Origin of the sequence: Erythrobacter sanguineus (assembly GCF_900143235.1) — a bacterium.
Taxonomy (GTDB): domain Bacteria; phylum Pseudomonadota; class Alphaproteobacteria; order Sphingomonadales; family Sphingomonadaceae; genus Erythrobacter; species Erythrobacter sanguineus.
Genome location: NZ_FRDF01000003.1, coordinates 1 through 17,893, shown reverse-complemented (window position 1 = coordinate 17,893; position 17,893 = coordinate 1). Strand labels below are relative to the sequence as shown.

Annotated in this window: 18 protein-coding genes and 1 tRNA gene; 16 read left to right on the top strand and 3 right to left on the bottom strand. The window is 64.3% G+C overall.

The features are described 5' to 3' along the window. The first annotated feature begins 29 nt into the window (after nt 1–29). Genes ribD through BUA05_RS02535 form a run of 4 tightly spaced genes read left to right on the top strand, consistent with a single transcriptional unit; the run spans nt 30 to nt 3,036 of the window. On the top strand, nt 30–980 hold the full coding sequence (ribD, locus tag BUA05_RS02550) for a bifunctional diaminohydroxyphosphoribosylaminopyrimidine deaminase/5-amino-6-(5-phosphoribosylamino)uracil reductase RibD (RefSeq protein ID WP_072673112.1): 951 nt from the start codon (nt 30–32) through the stop codon (nt 978–980). Between the two features lie 17 nt (nt 981–997). Next, the gene (locus BUA05_RS02545) at nt 998–1,621 is read left to right on the top strand and encodes a riboflavin synthase (RefSeq protein WP_072673279.1); all 624 of its coding nucleotides are present in this window, start codon (nt 998–1,000) and stop codon (nt 1,619–1,621) included. Nucleotides 1,622–1,660: 39 nt separating this feature from the next. Further along, nucleotides 1,661–2,014, top strand: a complete 354-nt coding sequence (locus BUA05_RS02540) for an arsenate reductase (RefSeq protein ID WP_072673111.1) — start codon at nt 1,661–1,663, stop codon at nt 2,012–2,014. After that, a complete protein-coding gene (locus BUA05_RS02535) occupies nt 1,993–3,036 on the top strand; it encodes a glycerophosphodiester phosphodiesterase family protein (protein WP_072673110.1) in 1,044 nt (347 codons plus the stop codon). Before BUA05_RS02540 ends, BUA05_RS02535 begins: the two co-directional genes overlap by 22 nt. Before the next feature lie 3 nt (nt 3,037–3,039). Here the strand turns inward: BUA05_RS02535 and ubiG are convergent, their stop codons facing one another. Beyond that, a complete protein-coding gene (ubiG, locus tag BUA05_RS02530) occupies nt 3,040–3,777 on the bottom strand; it encodes a bifunctional 2-polyprenyl-6-hydroxyphenol methylase/3-demethylubiquinol 3-O-methyltransferase UbiG (RefSeq protein WP_072673109.1) in 738 nt (245 codons plus the stop codon). A gap of 49 nt (nt 3,778–3,826) precedes the next feature. On the opposite strand from ubiG, the gene BUA05_RS02525 reads away from it, so the two are divergent. The 7 genes from BUA05_RS02525 to BUA05_RS02495 all read left to right on the top strand — a co-directional run bounded on the left by BUA05_RS02525 (nt 3,827) and on the right by BUA05_RS02495 (nt 10,945). Further along, nucleotides 3,827–5,113 (top strand): aspartate kinase, encoded by a 1,287-nt coding sequence (locus BUA05_RS02525; protein WP_072673108.1) that lies wholly within the window; start codon nt 3,827–3,829, stop codon nt 5,111–5,113. Nucleotides 5,114–5,396: 283 nt separating this feature from the next. Next, nucleotides 5,397–6,080, top strand: coding sequence for a helix-turn-helix domain-containing protein (locus BUA05_RS02520; protein WP_072673107.1), 684 nt, complete (start codon nt 5,397–5,399; stop codon nt 6,078–6,080). A gap of 273 nt (nt 6,081–6,353) precedes the next feature. Beyond that, nucleotides 6,354–7,304: a sensor domain-containing diguanylate cyclase gene (locus BUA05_RS02515; protein ID WP_072673106.1), complete on the top strand. Its 951-nt coding sequence runs from the start codon at nt 6,354–6,356 to the stop codon at nt 7,302–7,304. 42 nt (nt 7,305–7,346) lie between these two features. After that, a complete protein-coding gene (purT, locus tag BUA05_RS02510; protein ID WP_072673105.1) occupies nt 7,347–8,546 on the top strand; it encodes a formate-dependent phosphoribosylglycinamide formyltransferase in 1,200 nt (399 codons plus the stop codon). Nucleotides 8,547–8,557: 11 nt separating this feature from the next. Further along, nucleotides 8,558–9,580, top strand: coding sequence for an NAD(P)H-dependent flavin oxidoreductase (locus tag BUA05_RS02505; RefSeq protein WP_072673104.1), 1,023 nt, complete (start codon nt 8,558–8,560; stop codon nt 9,578–9,580). 1 nt (nt 9,581) lies between these two features. Then, nucleotides 9,582–10,460: a formyltetrahydrofolate deformylase gene (gene purU, locus BUA05_RS02500; protein ID WP_072673103.1), complete on the top strand. Its 879-nt coding sequence runs from the start codon at nt 9,582–9,584 to the stop codon at nt 10,458–10,460. A gap of 83 nt (nt 10,461–10,543) precedes the next feature. After that, nucleotides 10,544–10,945 carry a VOC family protein gene (locus BUA05_RS02495; RefSeq protein WP_072673102.1) on the top strand — a complete coding sequence of 134 codons (402 nt, stop codon included), beginning with the start codon at nt 10,544–10,546 and terminating at the stop codon, nt 10,943–10,945. Here BUA05_RS02495 and BUA05_RS02490 read toward each other — a convergent pair. Further along, nucleotides 10,942–13,113, bottom strand: coding sequence for a PQQ-dependent dehydrogenase, methanol/ethanol family (locus tag BUA05_RS02490; RefSeq protein ID WP_072673101.1), 2,172 nt, complete (start codon nt 13,111–13,113; stop codon nt 10,942–10,944). The genes BUA05_RS02495 and BUA05_RS02490 overlap by 4 nt on opposite strands. Before the next feature lie 109 nt (nt 13,114–13,222). Here BUA05_RS02490 and BUA05_RS02485 point away from each other — a divergent pair, with 109 nt between their 5' ends. Next, a complete protein-coding gene (locus BUA05_RS02485; RefSeq protein ID WP_072673100.1) occupies nt 13,223–14,110 on the top strand; it encodes a dienelactone hydrolase family protein in 888 nt (295 codons plus the stop codon). Between the two features lie 202 nt (nt 14,111–14,312). Here the strand turns inward: BUA05_RS02485 and BUA05_RS02480 are convergent, their stop codons facing one another. Next, nucleotides 14,313–15,269: a complex I NDUFA9 subunit family protein gene (locus BUA05_RS02480; protein ID WP_072673099.1), complete on the bottom strand. Its 957-nt coding sequence runs from the start codon at nt 15,267–15,269 to the stop codon at nt 14,313–14,315. Nucleotides 15,270–15,496: 227 nt separating this feature from the next. Between BUA05_RS02480 and BUA05_RS02475 the strand changes: the two genes are divergently transcribed. The 4 genes from BUA05_RS02475 to BUA05_RS02455 all read left to right on the top strand — a co-directional run. Continuing rightward, nucleotides 15,497–15,583: transfer RNA gene (locus BUA05_RS02475), tRNA-Leu, on the top strand. 158 nt (nt 15,584–15,741) lie between these two features. Continuing rightward, nucleotides 15,742–16,980 carry a tyrosine-type recombinase/integrase gene (locus BUA05_RS02470; RefSeq protein ID WP_072673098.1) on the top strand — a complete coding sequence of 413 codons (1,239 nt, stop codon included), beginning with the start codon at nt 15,742–15,744 and terminating at the stop codon, nt 16,978–16,980. A 317-nt stretch (nt 16,981–17,297) separates the two neighbouring features. Beyond that, the gene (locus BUA05_RS02465) at nt 17,298–17,603 is read left to right on the top strand and encodes a helix-turn-helix domain-containing protein (RefSeq protein WP_245790053.1); all 306 of its coding nucleotides are present in this window, start codon (nt 17,298–17,300) and stop codon (nt 17,601–17,603) included. Between the two features lie 52 nt (nt 17,604–17,655). Then, on the top strand, nt 17,656–17,893 hold a 238-nt coding region (locus BUA05_RS02455), incomplete at its 3' end, for a transposase (protein WP_143150242.1).

The window sequence follows — 17,893 nt, the reverse complement described above, 5'->3', positions numbered from 1 at the left end:
CGCCCGCGCTCCCCACCGATCACGACTGGATGGCCGCCACCGCGCGGCTGGCGCTGCGCGCGCGTCCGCTGTCGCGCCCCAACCCCGGCGTGGCGGCGCTGGTGGTGCATCACGGCCGGGTGGTGGCACGCGGCTGGACGCGGACCGGCGGACGGCCCCATGCCGAGGCCGAGGCGCTTGCCGGTCTCGCCCCTGAAGTGCTGGCAGAGGCCACGCTTTACGTCACGCTGGAACCCTGCGCCCACCGCTCGCCGCGCGGGCCGGCCTGCGCCGATCTGATCGTCGCCGCGCGTCCGGCGCGGGTGGTGGTGGGGCAACATGACCCCGATCCGCGTACCAGCGGCGCAGGGCTGGCGCGGCTGGAGGCGGCAGGGATTGCCACCCGCCTGCTTGATGATCCGGCCTCTGCCGCCAGCCTCGCCGGGTTCCTGACCCGCCAGCGGGCAGGGAGGCCATGGGTGACATTGAAGCTGGCGACCTCGCTTGATGGCTGCATCGCGCTGGCCGACGGCACCAGCCGCTGGATCACGGGCGAGATCGCGCGCGCCCATGTGCACGCCCACCGCGCGCAGGCCGACGCGATTCTGGTCGGCGGGGGGACGTGGCGGGCGGACGCGCCCCGGCTTGATGTGCGCCTGCCGGGACTGGAGGCGCGCTCTCCAAGGCGCGTGATCCTGACCCGCGGCCCTGCGCCTGCGGGCACCACCGCGCTCCCCGCACCCGAAGCCATCGCTGCTCTGGAGGGCGTGCAATATCTCTACGTCGAAGGCGGCGCGCAAACCGCTGCGGCCTTCCTTGCGGCCGATCTGATCGATGAACTCCATCTCTACCGCGCGCCGATCCTGATCGGCGATGGTCGCCGCAGTCTTGGCGCGCTGGGCCTCACCAGCCTCGATGCCGCGCATGGGCGCTGGCACATGACCGAACGCCGCCAGCTTGGCAGCGACCATTTCGAAGCCTATTGGCGCAGCCGAACCTGAAAGAGGACGCACGCAGCATGTTCACCGGTATCGTCACCGCCATCGGCACCATCGCCCATGTCCAGCAGCGCGGCGACCTGCGGCTGCGGATCGCGGCCCCGCTGGATCCGGCGCGGATCGACATCGGCGCCTCGATAGCGTGTTCGGGCGTGTGCCTGACCGTCGTCGAGCGCGGCGGCGAAGCCCGGGACGCGTGGTTCGAAGTCGATGTTTCGGGCGAAACGGTCAGCCGCACCGTGCCGGGGATGTGGGAGCAGGGCCGCCAGCTCAATCTCGAACCCAGCCTCAGGCTTGGTGATGAACTGGGCGGGCATATCGTCACCGGCCATGTCGATTCGGTCGGCGTGGTGGTGCTGGCCCGGCAGGAAGGCGGCAGCTGGCACGTCGCGATTCGCGCGCGCGCCGAAATGTCGCCCTTCATCGCCGAAAAGGGCTCGATCACGGTCAATGGCGTATCGCTGACCGTCAATGATGTGCGCGACCGGCCCGATGGCAGCTGCGATTTCCTGCTCAACATCATCCCCCACACGGCCGAGATCACGACCCTGGGCCAGCTGGGCGAGGAAGATCAGGTGAATCTCGAAATCGATGTGCTGGCGCGCTATCTCAAACGGATGCAAAGCCTCGCCGCCGCGCGCTGAACCGCCCGATTTCCCGGCAAGCAACCCTCAGGACGATCGATGACCAGCATCCCGCTATACGGCATTCCCAATTGCGACACGGTGAAGAAGGCGCGGGTGTGGCTCGACAATCAGGGCATCGAACACGCCTTCCACGATTACAAGAAGCAAGGCGCAGACCCGGAAAAGCTCGCCGCATGGATCGCGCAGGCCGGGCTGGACGTGGTGGTCAACCGCAAGGGCACGACCTATCGCAAGCTGTCCGACGCAGACAAAGCGGCCACCGCAGAAAGTCACACCGCTGTCGCTTTGCTCGTCCAGCACCCCAGCATCATCAAACGGCCCATCGTCGAACATCCCGGCGGCGTGCTGGTCGGCTTCAGGGAGGATGAATGGTCCGCAGCTTTGCTTTGATCGCGTCCGCCGTGCTGGGGGCTGCGCTGGCGACCGTTCCGGCAATGGCGGAGGACACGATGCTGATCATCGCGCATCGCGGTGCGAGTGCCGAGCGGCCCGAGCATACGCTCGCCGCCTATGAACTGGCGATCGATCAGGGCGCGGATTACATTGAACCCGATCTGGTCGCCACGAAAGACCTCGTGCTGGTTTCCCGACATGAGAATGAATTGTCCGGCACCACCGATGTCGCCGTCCGCGAGGAATTCGAGGATCGCCGCCGCGACAAGACCATCGACGGGCAGCGCGTGGCGGGCTGGTTCGCCGAGGACTTCACGCTCGCCGAACTGCGCACCCTGCGCGCCAAGGAGCGCATTCCCTCGGTCCGTCCGGCCAACGCCCGCTTCGATGGCCTCTATCAGGTGCCGACCTTTGCCGAGATCGTGAAACTGGTGCGCGCCAAGGAAGCCGCCACCGGCAAGCGCATCGGGCTTTACCCCGAAATCAAGCATCCCGAATTTCTGTTGCAGAACGCCGGGATCGACATGGTCGACCTGCTGCTGCGCGAATTGCGGACGCTGGGCATCACCCCGGCCGATCCAGTGTTCATCCAGAGCTTTGAAGTCGGCCCCTTGCAGCGCCTCAGCCAAAGGAGCGACTTCAAGCTGGTGCAACTGGTCGCGCCCATCAGCGGCCCGGCGGATGAACCCGCAATGCGCTATGCCGAAATGGTGACGCCGACGGGCCTTACCGAGATCGCGAAATATGCCGATGCGGTGGGCGCGCATATCGGGCTGATCCTTGGCCCCGATGGCACGGCGACATCGCTGGTGGCCGATGCCAATGTAGCCGGTCTGACTGTGCATGCATGGACGGTGCGGCCGGAGAACGAATTCCTGCCGCCGAACTTGCGCACGGGCAATGATCCAAGGGGGCGCGGCTGCGGCGATGTGCAGCTGGCCGCGCTGCTGGAAGCGGCGGGGGTTGCGGGCGTGTTTTCAGATGAGACGCTGAGGGGGCGGGACTGTTCCACTCCCTGAGCGTCAGACCCGCCGCGCGCTCAGGATGTAATTCAGCGCCATGTCGTCCGACAGATGCAGCCCCTTGCCCGGGCGCCACGCGATCCCGCGCTTGGCCGTGACCGTCAGCCCCGCATCGGCGAGCAGGCCTTCCAGTTCCTCGGGCGTGACGAAATCCTCCCAGTGGTGCGTGCCCTTGGGGACATAGCCCACCGCCTCGGCCGCGCCGACCAGCAGCACGCGGGACGCCGCCGTGCGGTTGGGGGTGGACATCACCAGCAGGCCATCAGGCGCCAGTCTTGCGGCGACATCGCGCAGAAACGCAGGCTTGTCGGCCACGTGTTCGATCACCTCGACGCTCGCAACCAGATCGAAGGTGCAGATATCGAGCGCGGCAACCTCTCCGGCCATGTAGCGGATATCAAGCCCCACGCCTTCGGCATGGGCCGCCGCCGCCGCGACATTTTCCGCCGCCGCGTCCACGCCCGTAACGCTTGCCCCCAGCCGTGCCAGAGGCTCACACAGCAGCCCGGCCCCGCAGCCGATATCGAGCGCCGCCTTGCCCGCCAGCGGCTTTGTGGCCTGCGCGGCACCCGGCCAATGCGAATCGATCGCCTGACGGATAAAGGCCAGCCGCACCGGATTCACCTGATGCAGGCTCGCCATTGGCCCCTTGGGGTTCCACCAGTCCCGCGCGAGGCCGGCGAAGAAATCGGCTTCCTCAGGGCGGATGGTTACATTCGACAGGTTTGCGTTTCCCATGATCCCCCCCTAACAGCGCCCGCGAACACTCACCAGCAGGAGCTTTCGTTTGGCCCGCATCGTGATGAAATTTGGCGGCACTTCCATGGCCGGGACAGAACGCATTCGCCGCGTGGCCAGTATCGTGCGCGCGCAGGCAGCGCCAAAGCCCGATGGCACCCGCGATTCGGTCGCGGTCGTCGTCAGCGCAATGGCGGGCGAGACCGACAGGCTGGTGAATTTCTGCCGCGAGGCCAATCCGCTGTATGATCCGGCCGAATATGACGTGGTGGTCGCCAGCGGAGAGCAGGTGACCAGCGGGTTGCTGGCGCTAACGCTGCAATCGCTGGGGTGCAAGGCGCGCAGCTGGCTTGGCTGGCAATTGCCGATCCAGACGATCGAAGCCCATGCCAAGGCGCGGATCGACAAGATCGACGCGCCCGGCCTGATCGCCGCGATGGAGGCGGGCGAGATCGCGGTGATCCCCGGCTTTCAGGGTGTTTCCGAAGATGACCGGGTGACAACTCTCGGCCGCGGCGGATCGGACACCTCCGCGGTTGCGGTTGCCGCCGCGATCCGGGCGGATCGCTGCGACATCTACACCGACGTCGACGGGGTCTACACCACCGACCCGCGCATCGTCGCCAAGGCGAAGAAGCAGAAGGCAGTGACCTACGAGGAAATGCTCGAACTCGCCTCTGTCGGTGCCAAGGTGCTGCAGACCCGATCGGTCGGGCTGGCGATGAAGGAAGGCGTGCGGGTGCAGGTGCTTTCCAGCTTCATCGGCGAAGGCGCCCCGCCCGCCGATGATCTGCCGGGCACGATGATCGTCTCGGACGCAGAAATGGATGAATTGGTGGAGAACGGCCTGATGGAACGCCAGCTTGTAACCGGCATCGCGCATGACAAGAACGAAGCCAAGATCATCCTCACCCGCGTGCCTGACCGGCCCGGCGCGGTGGCCAACATCTTTGAACCGCTGGCCGCCGCCAGCATCAATGTGGACATGATCATCCAGAACGTGGGCCGCGACAAGGGTGAGACCGACGTGACCTTCACCGTGCCGCAATCCGACCTTGCCCGCGCGCAGGCGCTGCTGGAAGACCGCCGCGACGCGATCGGGTTCAACCGCATCATCACCGACAGCAAGATCGCCAAGATCAGCGTCGTCGGCGTCGGCATGAAAAGCCATGCGGGCGTTGCCAGCACGATGTTCCGTTCACTGTCCGACCGGGGGATCAACATCCAGGCAATCTCGACCAGCGAGATCAAGGTCAGCGTGATGATCGACGAGGACGAGACCGAACTTGCCGTGCGCGTGCTGCACACGGCCTATGGGCTGGATGCGAAGGACTGATCGGCAGGCGGATCGGGCTGGCGTCGTTATCCTTCAGCGCCAGCCATTGTCCGATCGGGCACAGGAGTATTAACCGCCGGTTCAGGAGCCCGCGGCTATCCGCCCGAGATATCGGCAGCATGGTCGCCCAAGGCCCCGTCAGCAGCGAGGACGGGTGCGCTGCGCACCAGCGTGCCGTTAGCTTAAAGATCGCCCGCTTAGTCGCGTTAACCATGTCAGGTTAGCACTGCTTAACCCTTAATGTTGGATTCTGTGCGCTCTGAAGCAATCGGAGTTGTACCTTATGGCCATCAAGGCCCATCTCGATCATCACGCTCCCGGCGAAAGCCAGCGCGCCGCGCCCCGGCGCGCGCTGTGGCTGGAAACCAGCGGCATGCTGCCCGGCGGGCAGGAAGCCAATGTCACGATCCATAACCTTTCGGCGGCGGGGCTGCTGCTGGAAACCGGGCTTGACCTGCCGACCGGCGAGACCCTGACGCTCGACCTGCCGGAAACCGGCGCGGTGGAGGCGGTGGTCATGTGGCGCAGCGATCGGCTTTATGGCTGTGCATTCGGCACGGCGCTGGGCGCAGCCGCGCTGGCGGCGGCACAATTGCAAGGCCTGCCGGTCGGAGAAGCAGCGCCAGCCGCACCGGCCCCGCCACCTGCCCCGGCGAAGGGAGCGGGCGAAACGCTGGGCGCGCGGCTGGCCCGGCTGCGGCGCGAGGCAGGACTGACGCTCGCCGATGTCGCGGCACGGCTCGGGGTCAGCAAGCCAACTGTCTGGGCCTGGGAAAAGGGCAAGGCCCGCCCCCTGCCCGAACGGATCGAGGCCATCGCCGCAGCGCTCGGCGTGGAATCGGCAGAGCTTGCCCATACGTCCGGCCCATCCGCCGATCTTGGCGCCATGATCGCGGATTGCCGGGCCCGCATCGCCGATGCCTGCGGCACATCGCCTGACGCGGTGCGGATCATGATCGAGCTTTAGGAAACGCACAAACTCCATAAGCGAAATGAAAATTTTTACCATTTTTGCGGAAAATACGTATGTAAACACTGCTGCCGTTAATAATTATGATAAATCAATCCCAGAGGTGATTCGATTTTAGTCATGTAAGTTTACTTCGCCAATCAGACTTGGGGCAACTTCTTGCAAAGCAGAGGGGCAATTAACCTCAGGTCGGCTTTGGTTAGTTTAGAAGTAAATCGGACTGAAGGCGAATTGACGAATCTTTCGTTGGGCCGCTGGGGCAATGTCGGTATGAAAATTGGTCTGAGTGATGTCGAAGGTCGTGTGCTGCACGGCCTGCTGGAGGAAACATCCGGCGATATTGTCATCCGGCTCGACCGGCGCGGCTTCATCATTCACGCTTCTGCCAACATCGCCGAACTGGGGTTCGATTTTTCCTCGGCCTTGCTGCTGCCGCACATCACCGATCTGGCCGAACCGGATCATGCCGGTTTCCTCGGCCAGCATGTCAGTGCGGTGCTGGAAGGGCGGACGCATACCGGCTGGGCCGAATTTCCGGTGATCGCCTGCGCCGAGCGGGATAGGCGCTGCGACACGCCCTGCCACGACACATCCTGCCACGACACGCAATCCGGGCGCTGGCACGCGCTCAGTCTGCGCCCGATGATCGATCATGACGGCAACATTGATGGCGCGATGTGCCTGATGCGATCGGTCCAGCAGGTGCGGCTGCTCGAAGGCGAATTGCACAACCGCGCGGTCACCGATCCGCTGACCGGGCTGGCCAACCGGCAGGCCTTCTGCGCCAGTCTGCGGCGGCATCTGGCGGGCGGCGGCGGGCAGGTTGCCGGCGTGTTCGCAGTTGACGGGATGCGCGCACTGCTGCTGCGCTATGGCCAGCGCACCGCAGACGAGGTGGTCTGGGGGTTTGCCAGATTCCTCGAAACCATGGCTCTGCCCGGACATGAGGTTGCGCAACTCGATGGCGAACGTTTCGGCGTGTTACTGCCCGCGATGAGCCTGCGCACCGCCCGCGAATGGGCGCAGGACGTGACGCAGACCTTTGGCACGCTGGCTGTCCCAGCATCCACCCGCGCACCGCAACTGACCGCCAGCGCCGGGCTGGCACGGGTCGAATGCACGGTTGACTGGAGCTTGCGCGAAGCCGAACTGGGCCTGGTGCTGGCACGTGCGGGCGGCGGCGGGCAGGTTGCCATTGCAGGGCACCGCCGGGTGGCGTGATCCGCAGTTGGCCTTGAGCGCGGCGCCGGGTAAGGCGGTATCATGAGCCATATTGCCACAATCCTGCTGCTCGGTTCGGGCGAGCTGGGCCGCGAATTCGTCATTTCTGCCAAGCGTCTGGGCGCGCGGGTCATCGCCTGTGACAGCTATGATAACGCCCCGGCGATGCAGCTCGCCGATGGGCGCGAGGTGTTTTCGATGCTCGATGGCGACGCGCTGCGGGCGGCGGCGGAAAAGCACCGGCCCGACCTGATCGTCCCCGAAATCGAGGCGATCCGCACCGAAGTTCTGGCCGATCTGGAAGCAGAAGGATTTACCATCGTGCCATCGGCCCGCGCCGCGCAGCTGACCATGAACCGCGATGCGATCCGCGATCTGGCAGCGGCCGAGCTGGGGCTGGTGACCTCGCAATATGGCTATGCGGAAAGCTTCGCCGAGGCGCAGGACGTGGCGCTGCGCATCGGCTATCCGCTGGTGATGAAGCCGGTCATGTCCTCATCGGGCAAGGGCCAGAGCAAGGTCGATGATCCGCAAGCGCTGGAGGCCGCGTGGGACTATGCCGTCGCCAATATGCGCGGTGACCGGGCACGGGTGATCTGCGAACAATTCATCGCGTTCGATTATGAAATCACCCTGCTGACCGTGCGCCATGCAGCCAGAAACGGGGACGCCATCAGCTTCTGCCCGCCCATCGGCCACCGGCAGGAACGCGGCGATTACCGCGAAAGCTGGCAACCTGCGGCGATGAGCGAAGGCGCGCTTGCCAAGGCGCAGGACATGGCCGCCAAGGTCGTCATGGCGCTGCAAGGCGGCGGGCGCGGCTGGGGGTTATATGGCGTGGAATTCTTTGTGAAGGAGGACGAGGTGATCTTCTCCGAACTCTCCCCCCGCCCGCATGATACCGGCATGGTCACGCTGGTCAGCCAAGACCTCAACGAATTCGACCTGCACGCCCGCGCCATCCTCGGCCTGCCCGTGCCAGACAGCATCACGGCCTTGCCTGCCGCATCCGCCGTGATCCTTGCCGACCGCGATGGCGACGACTTCGCCTTTGAAGGGCTGGCCGATGCGCTCGCGCTTTCGCCAGAGGTGGACGTGCGGATATTCGGCAAGCCCGCTACTCGCCCCTACCGCCGTATGGGTGTGGCGCTCGGCCGTGCTGGCGATGCGCCTGCCGCTGTCGATCTGGCCAAACAGGCCGCCGATGCGGTGCGGATTGTCTATTCGTCCAAGGCAGACTAAGCGCCGCCGCCATGAACCATTATCCCCACACCGCCGCCATGATGCAGCGCGGCACTGATTTCCTCGGCTGTGAGACCGCAATTTTGTGCGGCGCGATGAGCTGGGTTTCGGAGCGCAACCTCGTCGCCGCGATCAGCAACGCGGGCGGGTTTGGCGTGATCGCCTGCGGGGCGATGACGCCCGAATTGCTCGATACCGAAATCGCCGCGACCAAGGCGCTGACGACCAAGCCGTTTGGCGTGAACCTCATCACCATGCACCCCGCGCTGTTCGATCTGATCGCGGTGTGCCGCAAGCATGGCGTCACGCACGTGGTGCTGGCAGGCGGCATCCCGCCCAAGGGTTCTGTCGAGGCGATTAAAGGTTCTGGCAAGGATGGCGGCGATACCAAGGTGATCTGTTTCGCCCCGACGCTGGCGTTGGCGAAAAAGCTGCTGCGTTCCGGCGCGGATGCGATGGTCATCGAAGGGATGGAGGCAGGCGGCCATATCGGCCCGGTCTCCACCTCAGTGCTGGCGCAGGAAATCCTGCCGGAACTGGCGAGCGAGCACCTGATCTTCGTCGCGGGCGGGATCGGCCGGGGCGAGGCGATTGCCAGCTATCTCGAAATGGGCGCAGCGGGCGTGCAATTGGGCACCCGTTTCGCCTGCGCGACTGAAAGCATCGCTCACCCCGATTTCAAGAAGGCCTTCTTCCGCGCCAGCGCCCGCGAGGCCGTCGCCTCGGTACAGGTCGACCCGCGCCTGCCGGTGATCCCGGTGCGCGCCCTGAAGAACAAGGGCACCGAGGAATTCACCGCCAAGCAGCGCGAAGTCGCCGCGCTGCTCGATGCGGGAAGCGTCGACATGGGTGAGGCGCAATTGCAGATCGAACATTTCTGGGCAGGCGCGCTGCGCCGTGCGGTGATCGATGGCGATGTGGAGAACGGCTCTGTCATGGCCGGGCAGTCTGTGGGCATGGTCAAATCAGAAGAGCCTGCCGCCGACATCATCGCCGAACTGATGACGCAGTGCGAGGCGGCGCTCGCGCGGTAGGATGGCTGCACCGCTCGTCCTAACACTCGCCTGCGCTGACCGGCCCGGTATCACCGCGCGGGTGACAGGCTTCCTGTTCGACCGCAATTGCAACATCCTCGACGCGCAGCAGTTCAATGATCGCGCGGGAAACGGTGGCCCAGGAGCGCACGACGACCGCTTCTTCATGCGGGTGGTGTTCGATCCCGACGGTTCGACTGCTGACAGCTTGCGCGCCGACTTTGCCGCGCTGGCGGACGAATATGCATTCGAATGGACAATGGTGGCCGAAAACCGCCCGCGCCGCACCATCATCATGGTCAGCAAGTTCGATCACTGTCTGGTCGATCTCATCTACCGCTGGCGCACCGGGGAGTTGCCGATTGATCCGGTGGCCATCGTCTCCAACCACCCGCGCGAAGCCGCGATCCGGGTCGATATTGGCGATATTCCGTTCCACCATATCCCGGTGACGCCGGAAACCAAGCCACAGGCTGAAGCCGCTTTCCGCGCGCTGGCGACGCAAACCGATGCCGAGTTGATCGTGCTTGCCCGCTACATGCAGGTGTTCTCGGACGAACAATCCGTCCATTTTGCGGGCCGCTGCATCAATATCCACCACAGCTTTCTGCCCGGCTTCAAGGGCGCGCGGCCTTACCATCAGGCGCATGAACGCGGGGTCAAGATCATCGGAGCGACCGCGCATTTCGTCACCGCTGACCTCGATGAAGGCCCGATCATCCATCAGGACGTGGAACGCATCACCCACGCCGATGCTCCTGCCGACCTGGTGCGCAAGGGCCGCGACATCGAACGCCGGGTGCTGGCCGAAGCGGTGCGCCTGTTCGCGCAGGAACGCGTGCTGATGAATGGCGGCCGGACGGTGGTGTTCAGGGGTTAGGCGAGCTCCGGGGCCAGGGGTGCTCCGGGGATGGGCGCATTTCACTCTGGCCAAGACCGTGGGCAGGGCGCATCATTGCACCCATGATCGTCCAGCGCCTTGACCATGTGAACATCATCACCGACCGGCTGGCAGAGACCACCCGGTTCTATGCCGAACTGCTCGGTCTGGAGGAACGCGACGGCCCGCCGCCGCTCAGGCCAGAACAGGTGCGCTGGATGTATGACAGCGGCGGACAGGCGATCCTGCATCTCAATTCAGTGGACTGCCCGCGCGCCTTTGACCGCGATGTCGCGCCGGGATCGGAAACAGGCGCGATCCACCATGTCGCGCTGCGCTGCGGGGATTTCGGCGAGGTCAAAGCCCGGCTCGACGCGCGCGGCGCCGATTACCGGGTCAATGACGTGCCATCCATCGGCCTGAAACAGATCTTCACCGCCGATCCCAACAACGTGCTGCTGGAACTCAACTTCTTCGCAAGCTAACGCCGCGCGACCTTGTTCGCCCCCTCCAATGTGCGATCCTCGTTGGCGCGGCGGATCACATAAGCGCGGATCGCCTCGATCTCGGCTTTGCTCAGCGACCCGGCGAAACTCGCCATGCCGTTATCCTTGAGGATGCCGTCATGCACCACCGCCGACCATGCATCCGCGCTTTCGAGCGATCCGGCACGGCGCAGGTCGGGCAGCACGGTCGATCCGACCGCGCCCGGCGCATGGCACACCGCGCAATAACGGCCATATTTCGCCTGCCCCAGCGCGATCACCTCAGGCGTCGCACGGCTTGGCGGCGGGTCGAGCGGGAGCTTTTCCACCACCACTTCATCCGGCAATTCCGCCGCGCCGCCCAGCTTGAACACCAGCAGGCGCGAGACATTGCGCACCGGGGCCTTGCGGTTGATGAGATCGCCATCGACGCTGAGCGCGTATGCCCCGCCCCAGCCCGCCAGCACCGCGACATATTGTTCGCCATCCACGGTGTAGGTGACCGGCGGCGCAACCACCCCGGTCTGCGCGGCAAAGCTCCACAGCTTGTCGCCAGTGCCTGCGTCATAGGCGTTGAATTCGCTGCCCGTGGTGCCCTGAAACACCAGGCCGCCGCCGGTCGCCAGCAAGCCGCCGTTCCACGGGCCGGGATGTTCGACTGTCCAGCGCGGTTCCTGCTTCACCGGGTCCCATGCCACCAGCATGCCCCGCAGCGTGCCCGCCACCTGCTTGCGGAAGCCCTGATCGGCAGGCACATCGCCCGCGCCCAGATCAAACCCAACATTGAACCCGCGCGCCCGGTCAGGCTTCCAGTTCGCCTCGGGGGCATAGAGCATTCCCGCCTCGAAGGCCGGGATGTAAACCAGCCCCTCACCCGGGTGGAAGGCCATCGGGTGCCAGTTATGCCCGCCCAGCGCGCCCGGCATCACCATGGCCGGCTTGCCGGTTTTGTCGACGCGGGTTTCGGGGTTTTCGATCGGGCGGCCGGTTTCCGGATCAATGCCGCTGGCCCAGTTGACGCTGATATAGGGTTTGGCCGAGATGAACTTCCCGGTCTCGCGGTCGATCACATAGAAGAACCCGTTCTTGGGGGCCTGCATCAGCACCTTGCGAACCGCGCCGTCCAATTCCATGTCGGCAAGGATGATGTGCTGGGTCGCGGTGTAATCCCATGTTTCGCCCGGCGTGGTCTGGTAATGCCAGACATATTCGCCGGTCGAAGGCCGGATCGCGACGATGCTGGAAAGGTAAAGGTTGTCGCCCTCGCCCGTCCCGTCAGCCCCCGGCGAACGATAGGCGCGGTTCCACGGAGAACCATTGCCGACCCCGATATAGAGGAGATCAAGCTCCGGGTCGTAGGCCATCGAATCCCACACTGTCCCGCCGCCGCCGATGCTGTCTTCGCCGTAAAGCGCGTCCCCGCTCCAGGTCTTGGCCGCTGCCTGAAGATATTCGGGCTGCGCGTCGGCATCATCGCCGCCGGGCACGGTGTAGAACCGCCACAGTTCCTCGCCATCATCGGCGCTGTAGGCCGCGACATAGCCGCGCACGCCAAATTCCGCCCCGCCATTGCCGATGATCACCTTGCCATCGATCACCCGCGGCGCGCCGGTGATGGTGTAGCTTCTGGTCTGATCGACCGTGACCTTTTCCCACGCGACCTTGCCGGTTTCGCGGTCAAGCGCCACCAGCCGCCCGTCAAGCGTGCCAAGGAACAGCTTGTCCCCCCATGCCGCAACCCCGCGGTTCACCACATCGCAGCAGGCCTTGACCGCCGTTTCGCCCGGCACCTTGGGATCATATTCCCACAACGGCTTGCCGGTGGCGGCGTCAAACGCCTTCACCTTGCTCCACGCGGTGGTCAGATACAGCTTGCCATCGATGACCAGCGGGGTCGCTTCCTGCCCGCGCGCGGTGTCCATGTCTGCAAACCATGTCAGGCCCAGATCGCCCACATTCGTGCGATTGACGCCATCAAGCGGCGAATAACGCTGTTCGGAATAGGTGCGCCCGTGGCTGATCCAGTTGGCGCTGTCCGCGTCCGCCCCCACCAGCGCGGCAGTGGTGATGCCATCGCCCGCGTCGCTCCCGAAAATCTGGCTGCAATTGGCCAGCACCCCGGCCGACAACAACAGGCCCGCGCCCAAGGCCCAACGCAGAAGATTCATCAATCCCACTCCCGAATTTTTGCCGCACGTTGCCGTGAGAAACTTCGCTTGTCCATGCCTGTCAGTCGCGCCTATCCTGATAGACAGCAGGCGCGTGGAGAATGATGCAATGTGTGATGAAGCAAAACTCGGCGAATGGGCGCGTCAGGCGATCAGCCGCCGCCAGTTCGGTGCGCTGACCGGTGCGGCGACGCTGACCGCGTGCGGTGCCGCAGAAGGCATCACCAATGCGCAAGGCGCGGCCCCCGGCCTGCGCGAACGCGGGGTCAGCTTCCTCACCGCAGACGGCACGATGGACGGCTTTCTGGTCCAGCCCGAAAATGGCGATCACCCCGCGGTGATCCTGTGGCCCGACATCGCCAGCATCCGCGAGGCAAAGCGCAACATCGCCCGCAAGCTTGCCGCGGCGGGCTTTGCCGTGCTGGTGGTGAACCCCTATTACCGCGATGTGACGGGCGAACAATTCGCTGATTTCGCCGCTTTCATTTCCAGCGGCGGTTTCCAGAAGGTCGGCCCGTGGCGGGCGAAACTCACGGCTGCTGCGATCATGCGCGATGCCAGCGCGATCGTCGACTGGCTCGATCGGCAGGACGGGGTCAGTCAGGCGCATGGCATCGGCACGCAGGGCTATTGTATGGGTGGGCCGTTCACCATCTGGAGCGCGGTGGCAGTGCCAGCCCGGATCAAGGCGGCGGCAAGCTTTCACGGCGGCGGACTGGTGCGACCCGATGATCCGATGAGCCCGCATGCGCTGCTCGGCAAGGTCGATGCGCAATTGCTGATCGCGGTGGCGCAGGATGATGATGCCAAGGCGCCGGATGACAAAATCATCTTTGCCAAAGCCGCCGCAGCCGCAGATGTCGCTGCAACCGTCACCGTCTATCCCGGCGACCACGGCTGGATGGTGTCCGACAGCCCGGCCTATGATCCCACCGCCGCCGCGCGCGGCGAGGCGGATCTCAAGGCGCGTTACGCCGAGAGTCTTAATTCGGACTGATCCTTGCGCTTTCCTACCGGGCGGCGGGCGGCCTAGGCTTGCCGCGCCATGCCAGCCCGACTTGCCATCCCGGATAATTCCTCCACACCGTGCGGCGCAAAAGGGGGGCTGACAAAGGCGGGTTTTCTGTCCCTGGACAGTGTCTCATGTGTCTCCAACAGGATCGGACAAAGCGCCCTTGCCGCCGATTTTGTGGCTGGCTTCAGCGCGCCTTGGCGCGTTCATTGGCCGCGCCAAACCGCCCGTGCTTGCGGTAGCGCAGCATCCACTTGTCCAGAAACAGGCCAAGCGGGCGTGGCTCGATCCCCAGATCCGCCAGCGTGCGGTGTTCGCCCGAAACGACATTGCCGGCTTTCAGCAAGGTCCACTGGTCGCGGCTCATCGGCGTGCCGGGCAGCGCAGCGAAAGTGGCCGAAAGACCATCAGGCATGGCGATGAAGCGCCGCTTGCGCCCCTGCGCGGCGGCGATCCGTTCGTGAATTTCCATCATGGTGAGCTGCTCCGGCCCGCCCAGTTCGTAGATATGACCGCCATGGCTTTCCGGATGTTCAAGCGCGACCCGCACCGCCTCCGCGACATCATCGGCAAACACCAGTTGCAGCTTCACCTGCGGGCCGAACACCGGCAGCACCGGGAGCATCTCGATCATCCCGCCAAACAGGTTGAGGAAGTTGTCGTCCTTGCCGAACACGATCGAGGGACGCAGCACGGTGGCAGCGGGGAAGGCATCCAGCACGCGCTGCTCGCCCAGCGCCTTGGACCGGGCATAGGCAGCGCTGGAGCCAGCATCGGCACCAATCGCGCTCATATGCACCAGTGCCTTTGCGCCATTGGCAGCGGCAATGCGGCCGATCATGCCCGGAGCTTCGCCCATCAGCGCGCCGAGATCACCGTCGAACGCACCGACGAGGTTGACGACGTGGCTCGCCCCGTCAAGCGCGGCTTCGACATGGGATTCGCGGGTGATGTCGCAGGGCATGAACTGCAACTGCCCGAGATTGGCAAGCGGCTTCAATGCAAAGCCCGCCCGCGGATTGCGACTGGCCAGCCGCAGCCGCGCGCCACGCTCAAGCAGGCTTTGGGCGACATAGTTGCCGATATAGCCGCTGCCGCCGAAAATGGTGACAAGCTGGCCGGAAAGGGAAGAGGAGGTGGGCATGGTCAGGTTGCTCTTGCTGGCTGTCCGTGAATCTGCGCTGCGCCATGCGTCAATGCGCGGGCGCGAGCAAGCGTTCCGGTGGGTCTGCGGGCAGATTGCTGCGCTGCAGACCAGCGGCGAGGCAGCGGCGCACGTCCTGCGCGAGGTTTGCGTTGACAGCAGCCCCCCGCCCTCGCTAAAGGCCCGCCCCTACCCAGCTTCCGGCACCGATGTCCGGCGGCAACCGTGCCCAGATGGCGGAATTGGTAGACGCACCAGCTTCAGGTGCTGGCGCTCGCAAGGGCGTGGAGGTTCGAGTCCTCTTCTGGGCACCATAGCTTCCTCCGGATATGTCCATAAATGTCCGGAGAAGCCCCCAAAATCAAAGGTTTTTGGCGGTTGGTGCGTCCACCCGCATCCGGTCAAATTCGTTGCAATTGACGGTATCCGTCGGTATTTTTGACGGTATCGAGCCCGACAGAAAGGTGGTGCAATGCTTACCGATCTGGCCGTCCGAAAGGCAGTTGCACGCGACAAGCCCTACAAACTTTCCGATGCGGGCGGGCTATACCTGCTCGTCACGAAAGCTGGTCAGCGGTGTTGGCGGGTCGACTATCGCTTCGGCAAAAAGCGGGGCACGGCAGCCCTTGGGGTCTATCCCACCGTTTCGCTGGCCGAGGCACGGGCCAAACGCCTCGAAATAAAAAAGCAGATTGCCGATGGCATGAACCCGTCGGCCAAGCGCAAGATCGACAAGATCACCGGACCCTTGGCCAACGTGAAGAGCTTCCAGGCCATGGCTGAGGAATGGCTCGACAAAGCTGGCCGCGAAGGCCGCGCCGAAGTGACGCTGGGCAAGCTGAAATGGCTGCTCGACTTCGCCCACCCCATCATCGGGGAACGCAAGATTGGCGACATCAAAGCGCCGGATCTGCTGGCCGTCCTGCGCGCCGTCGAAAAGCACGGGCATTATGAAACGGCGCGGCGGCTGCGCAGCACCTGCGGGCAGGTGTTCCGCTATGCCATCGCCACCGGGCGCGCAGACCGCGACATTTCGGCTGACCTGCGCGGCGCGATCACGGTCCCCAAAGTCACGCACCGCGCAGCGATCACTGATCCGGCTGAAGCAGGCGCGCTGCTACGGGCGATTGACGCCTATTCAGGCTATCCGGTGACCCATGCGGCCCTTCGGCTTGTTCCACACGTCTTCGTGCGTCCTGGCGAGCTCAGACACGCCGAATGGACCGAATTTAACCTGACCAAGAATGTCTGGACCATCCCCGCCGAGAAAACCAAGATGCGCGTCGCCCACCGCGTGCCGCTGACCCGGCAGGTGCTCGCCATCCTGGAGGAACTGCGCGAGATCAGCGGGAACCGCCGCTACCTCTTCCCGGCCCAAGGCAAGCGGGATCGTCCCATGTGCGAAAACACGATCAATCTCGCGCTGCGGCGCATGGGGTTTGATAGCAAGACGATGACCGCGCATGGCTTCCGCGCCATGGCCAGCACTCTCCTGAACGAGCAGGGCCATTGGAATCCAGACGCCATCGAGCGCCAGCTTGGCCATGCGGAGAGCGATGACGTGCGCCGCGCCTATGCGCGCGGCGAGCATTGGGAGGAGCGACTGGCCATGATGAAAAGCTGGTCCGACTATCTCGATAAGCTCCGTTCCGGTGCGAAGATATTGCAGGGCAGCTTTCGCAAGCCACCTAGCGCCGGGATTCCTGGATGAGGCGGCGCGGGTTTGGGGGTACCGTACGGCGGTTAGTTCCGCCTCAATTCGCCTGGATTCGACCCAGACGCGATCATTCACCACCGCCGATTTGGACGTCTGGTTGCGCCAGAAGCCGACATATTGCGTTTGGAATCGAGCATCGACCTTAGACATGATCGATGGTTAGTGTTTTTGGACATAGCGTATGACGGTGCGTTCCAGCGAGATCCATCACAGATGTGATATTTCTGGAGGTGCGGTTGCGGTTCCGCCCGCTTTCTTACACCTTTCGCACCATCACCCGACAAAGATCGGGGCATCACTGGGAGAGCATGATGCAACGAACCAAGGTGAAATCGGCGTCCCGGACGCTGGAGGTCCTCGAGCTTTTCATGGAAGAGCGCCGCCCGTTGCGGTTAAATGAAATCTACAAGGCACTGGGCTATCCTCAGTCGAGCGCTACGAATCTGCTCAAGTCAATGCTGGTGATGGGATACCTCAACTATAATCGCGCCAACATGACTTATCTTCCGACCATGCGGGTGTCGGCGCTGGGCAACTGGCTGCCGCAGGCAATCTACCGCGAAGGTGGCTTGATCAGCCTGGTCTGTCCCCCGTCAGCACCAATGGCACAGATTTGAGGTTGTGATTTAAGGAGGGTTGGGGCTTCGTCGTAGTGACGAAGGAACGAAGATGAAGACCCAACCCTCCTTGAAGAAATCGCCCCCCAAGAAGGCCCCTGCCGAGCGGGTGGTGAAGGACATCCGGCGTGCAACCCGTCGCCATTTCTCGGCTGAGGACAAGATCCGCATCGTGCTCGACGGGCTGCGCGGCGAGGACAGCATCGCCGAGCTGTGCCGGAAGGAAGGCATCGCCCAGAGCTTGTATTACACCTGGTCCAAGGAGTTCATGGAAGCAGGTAAGCGCCGGT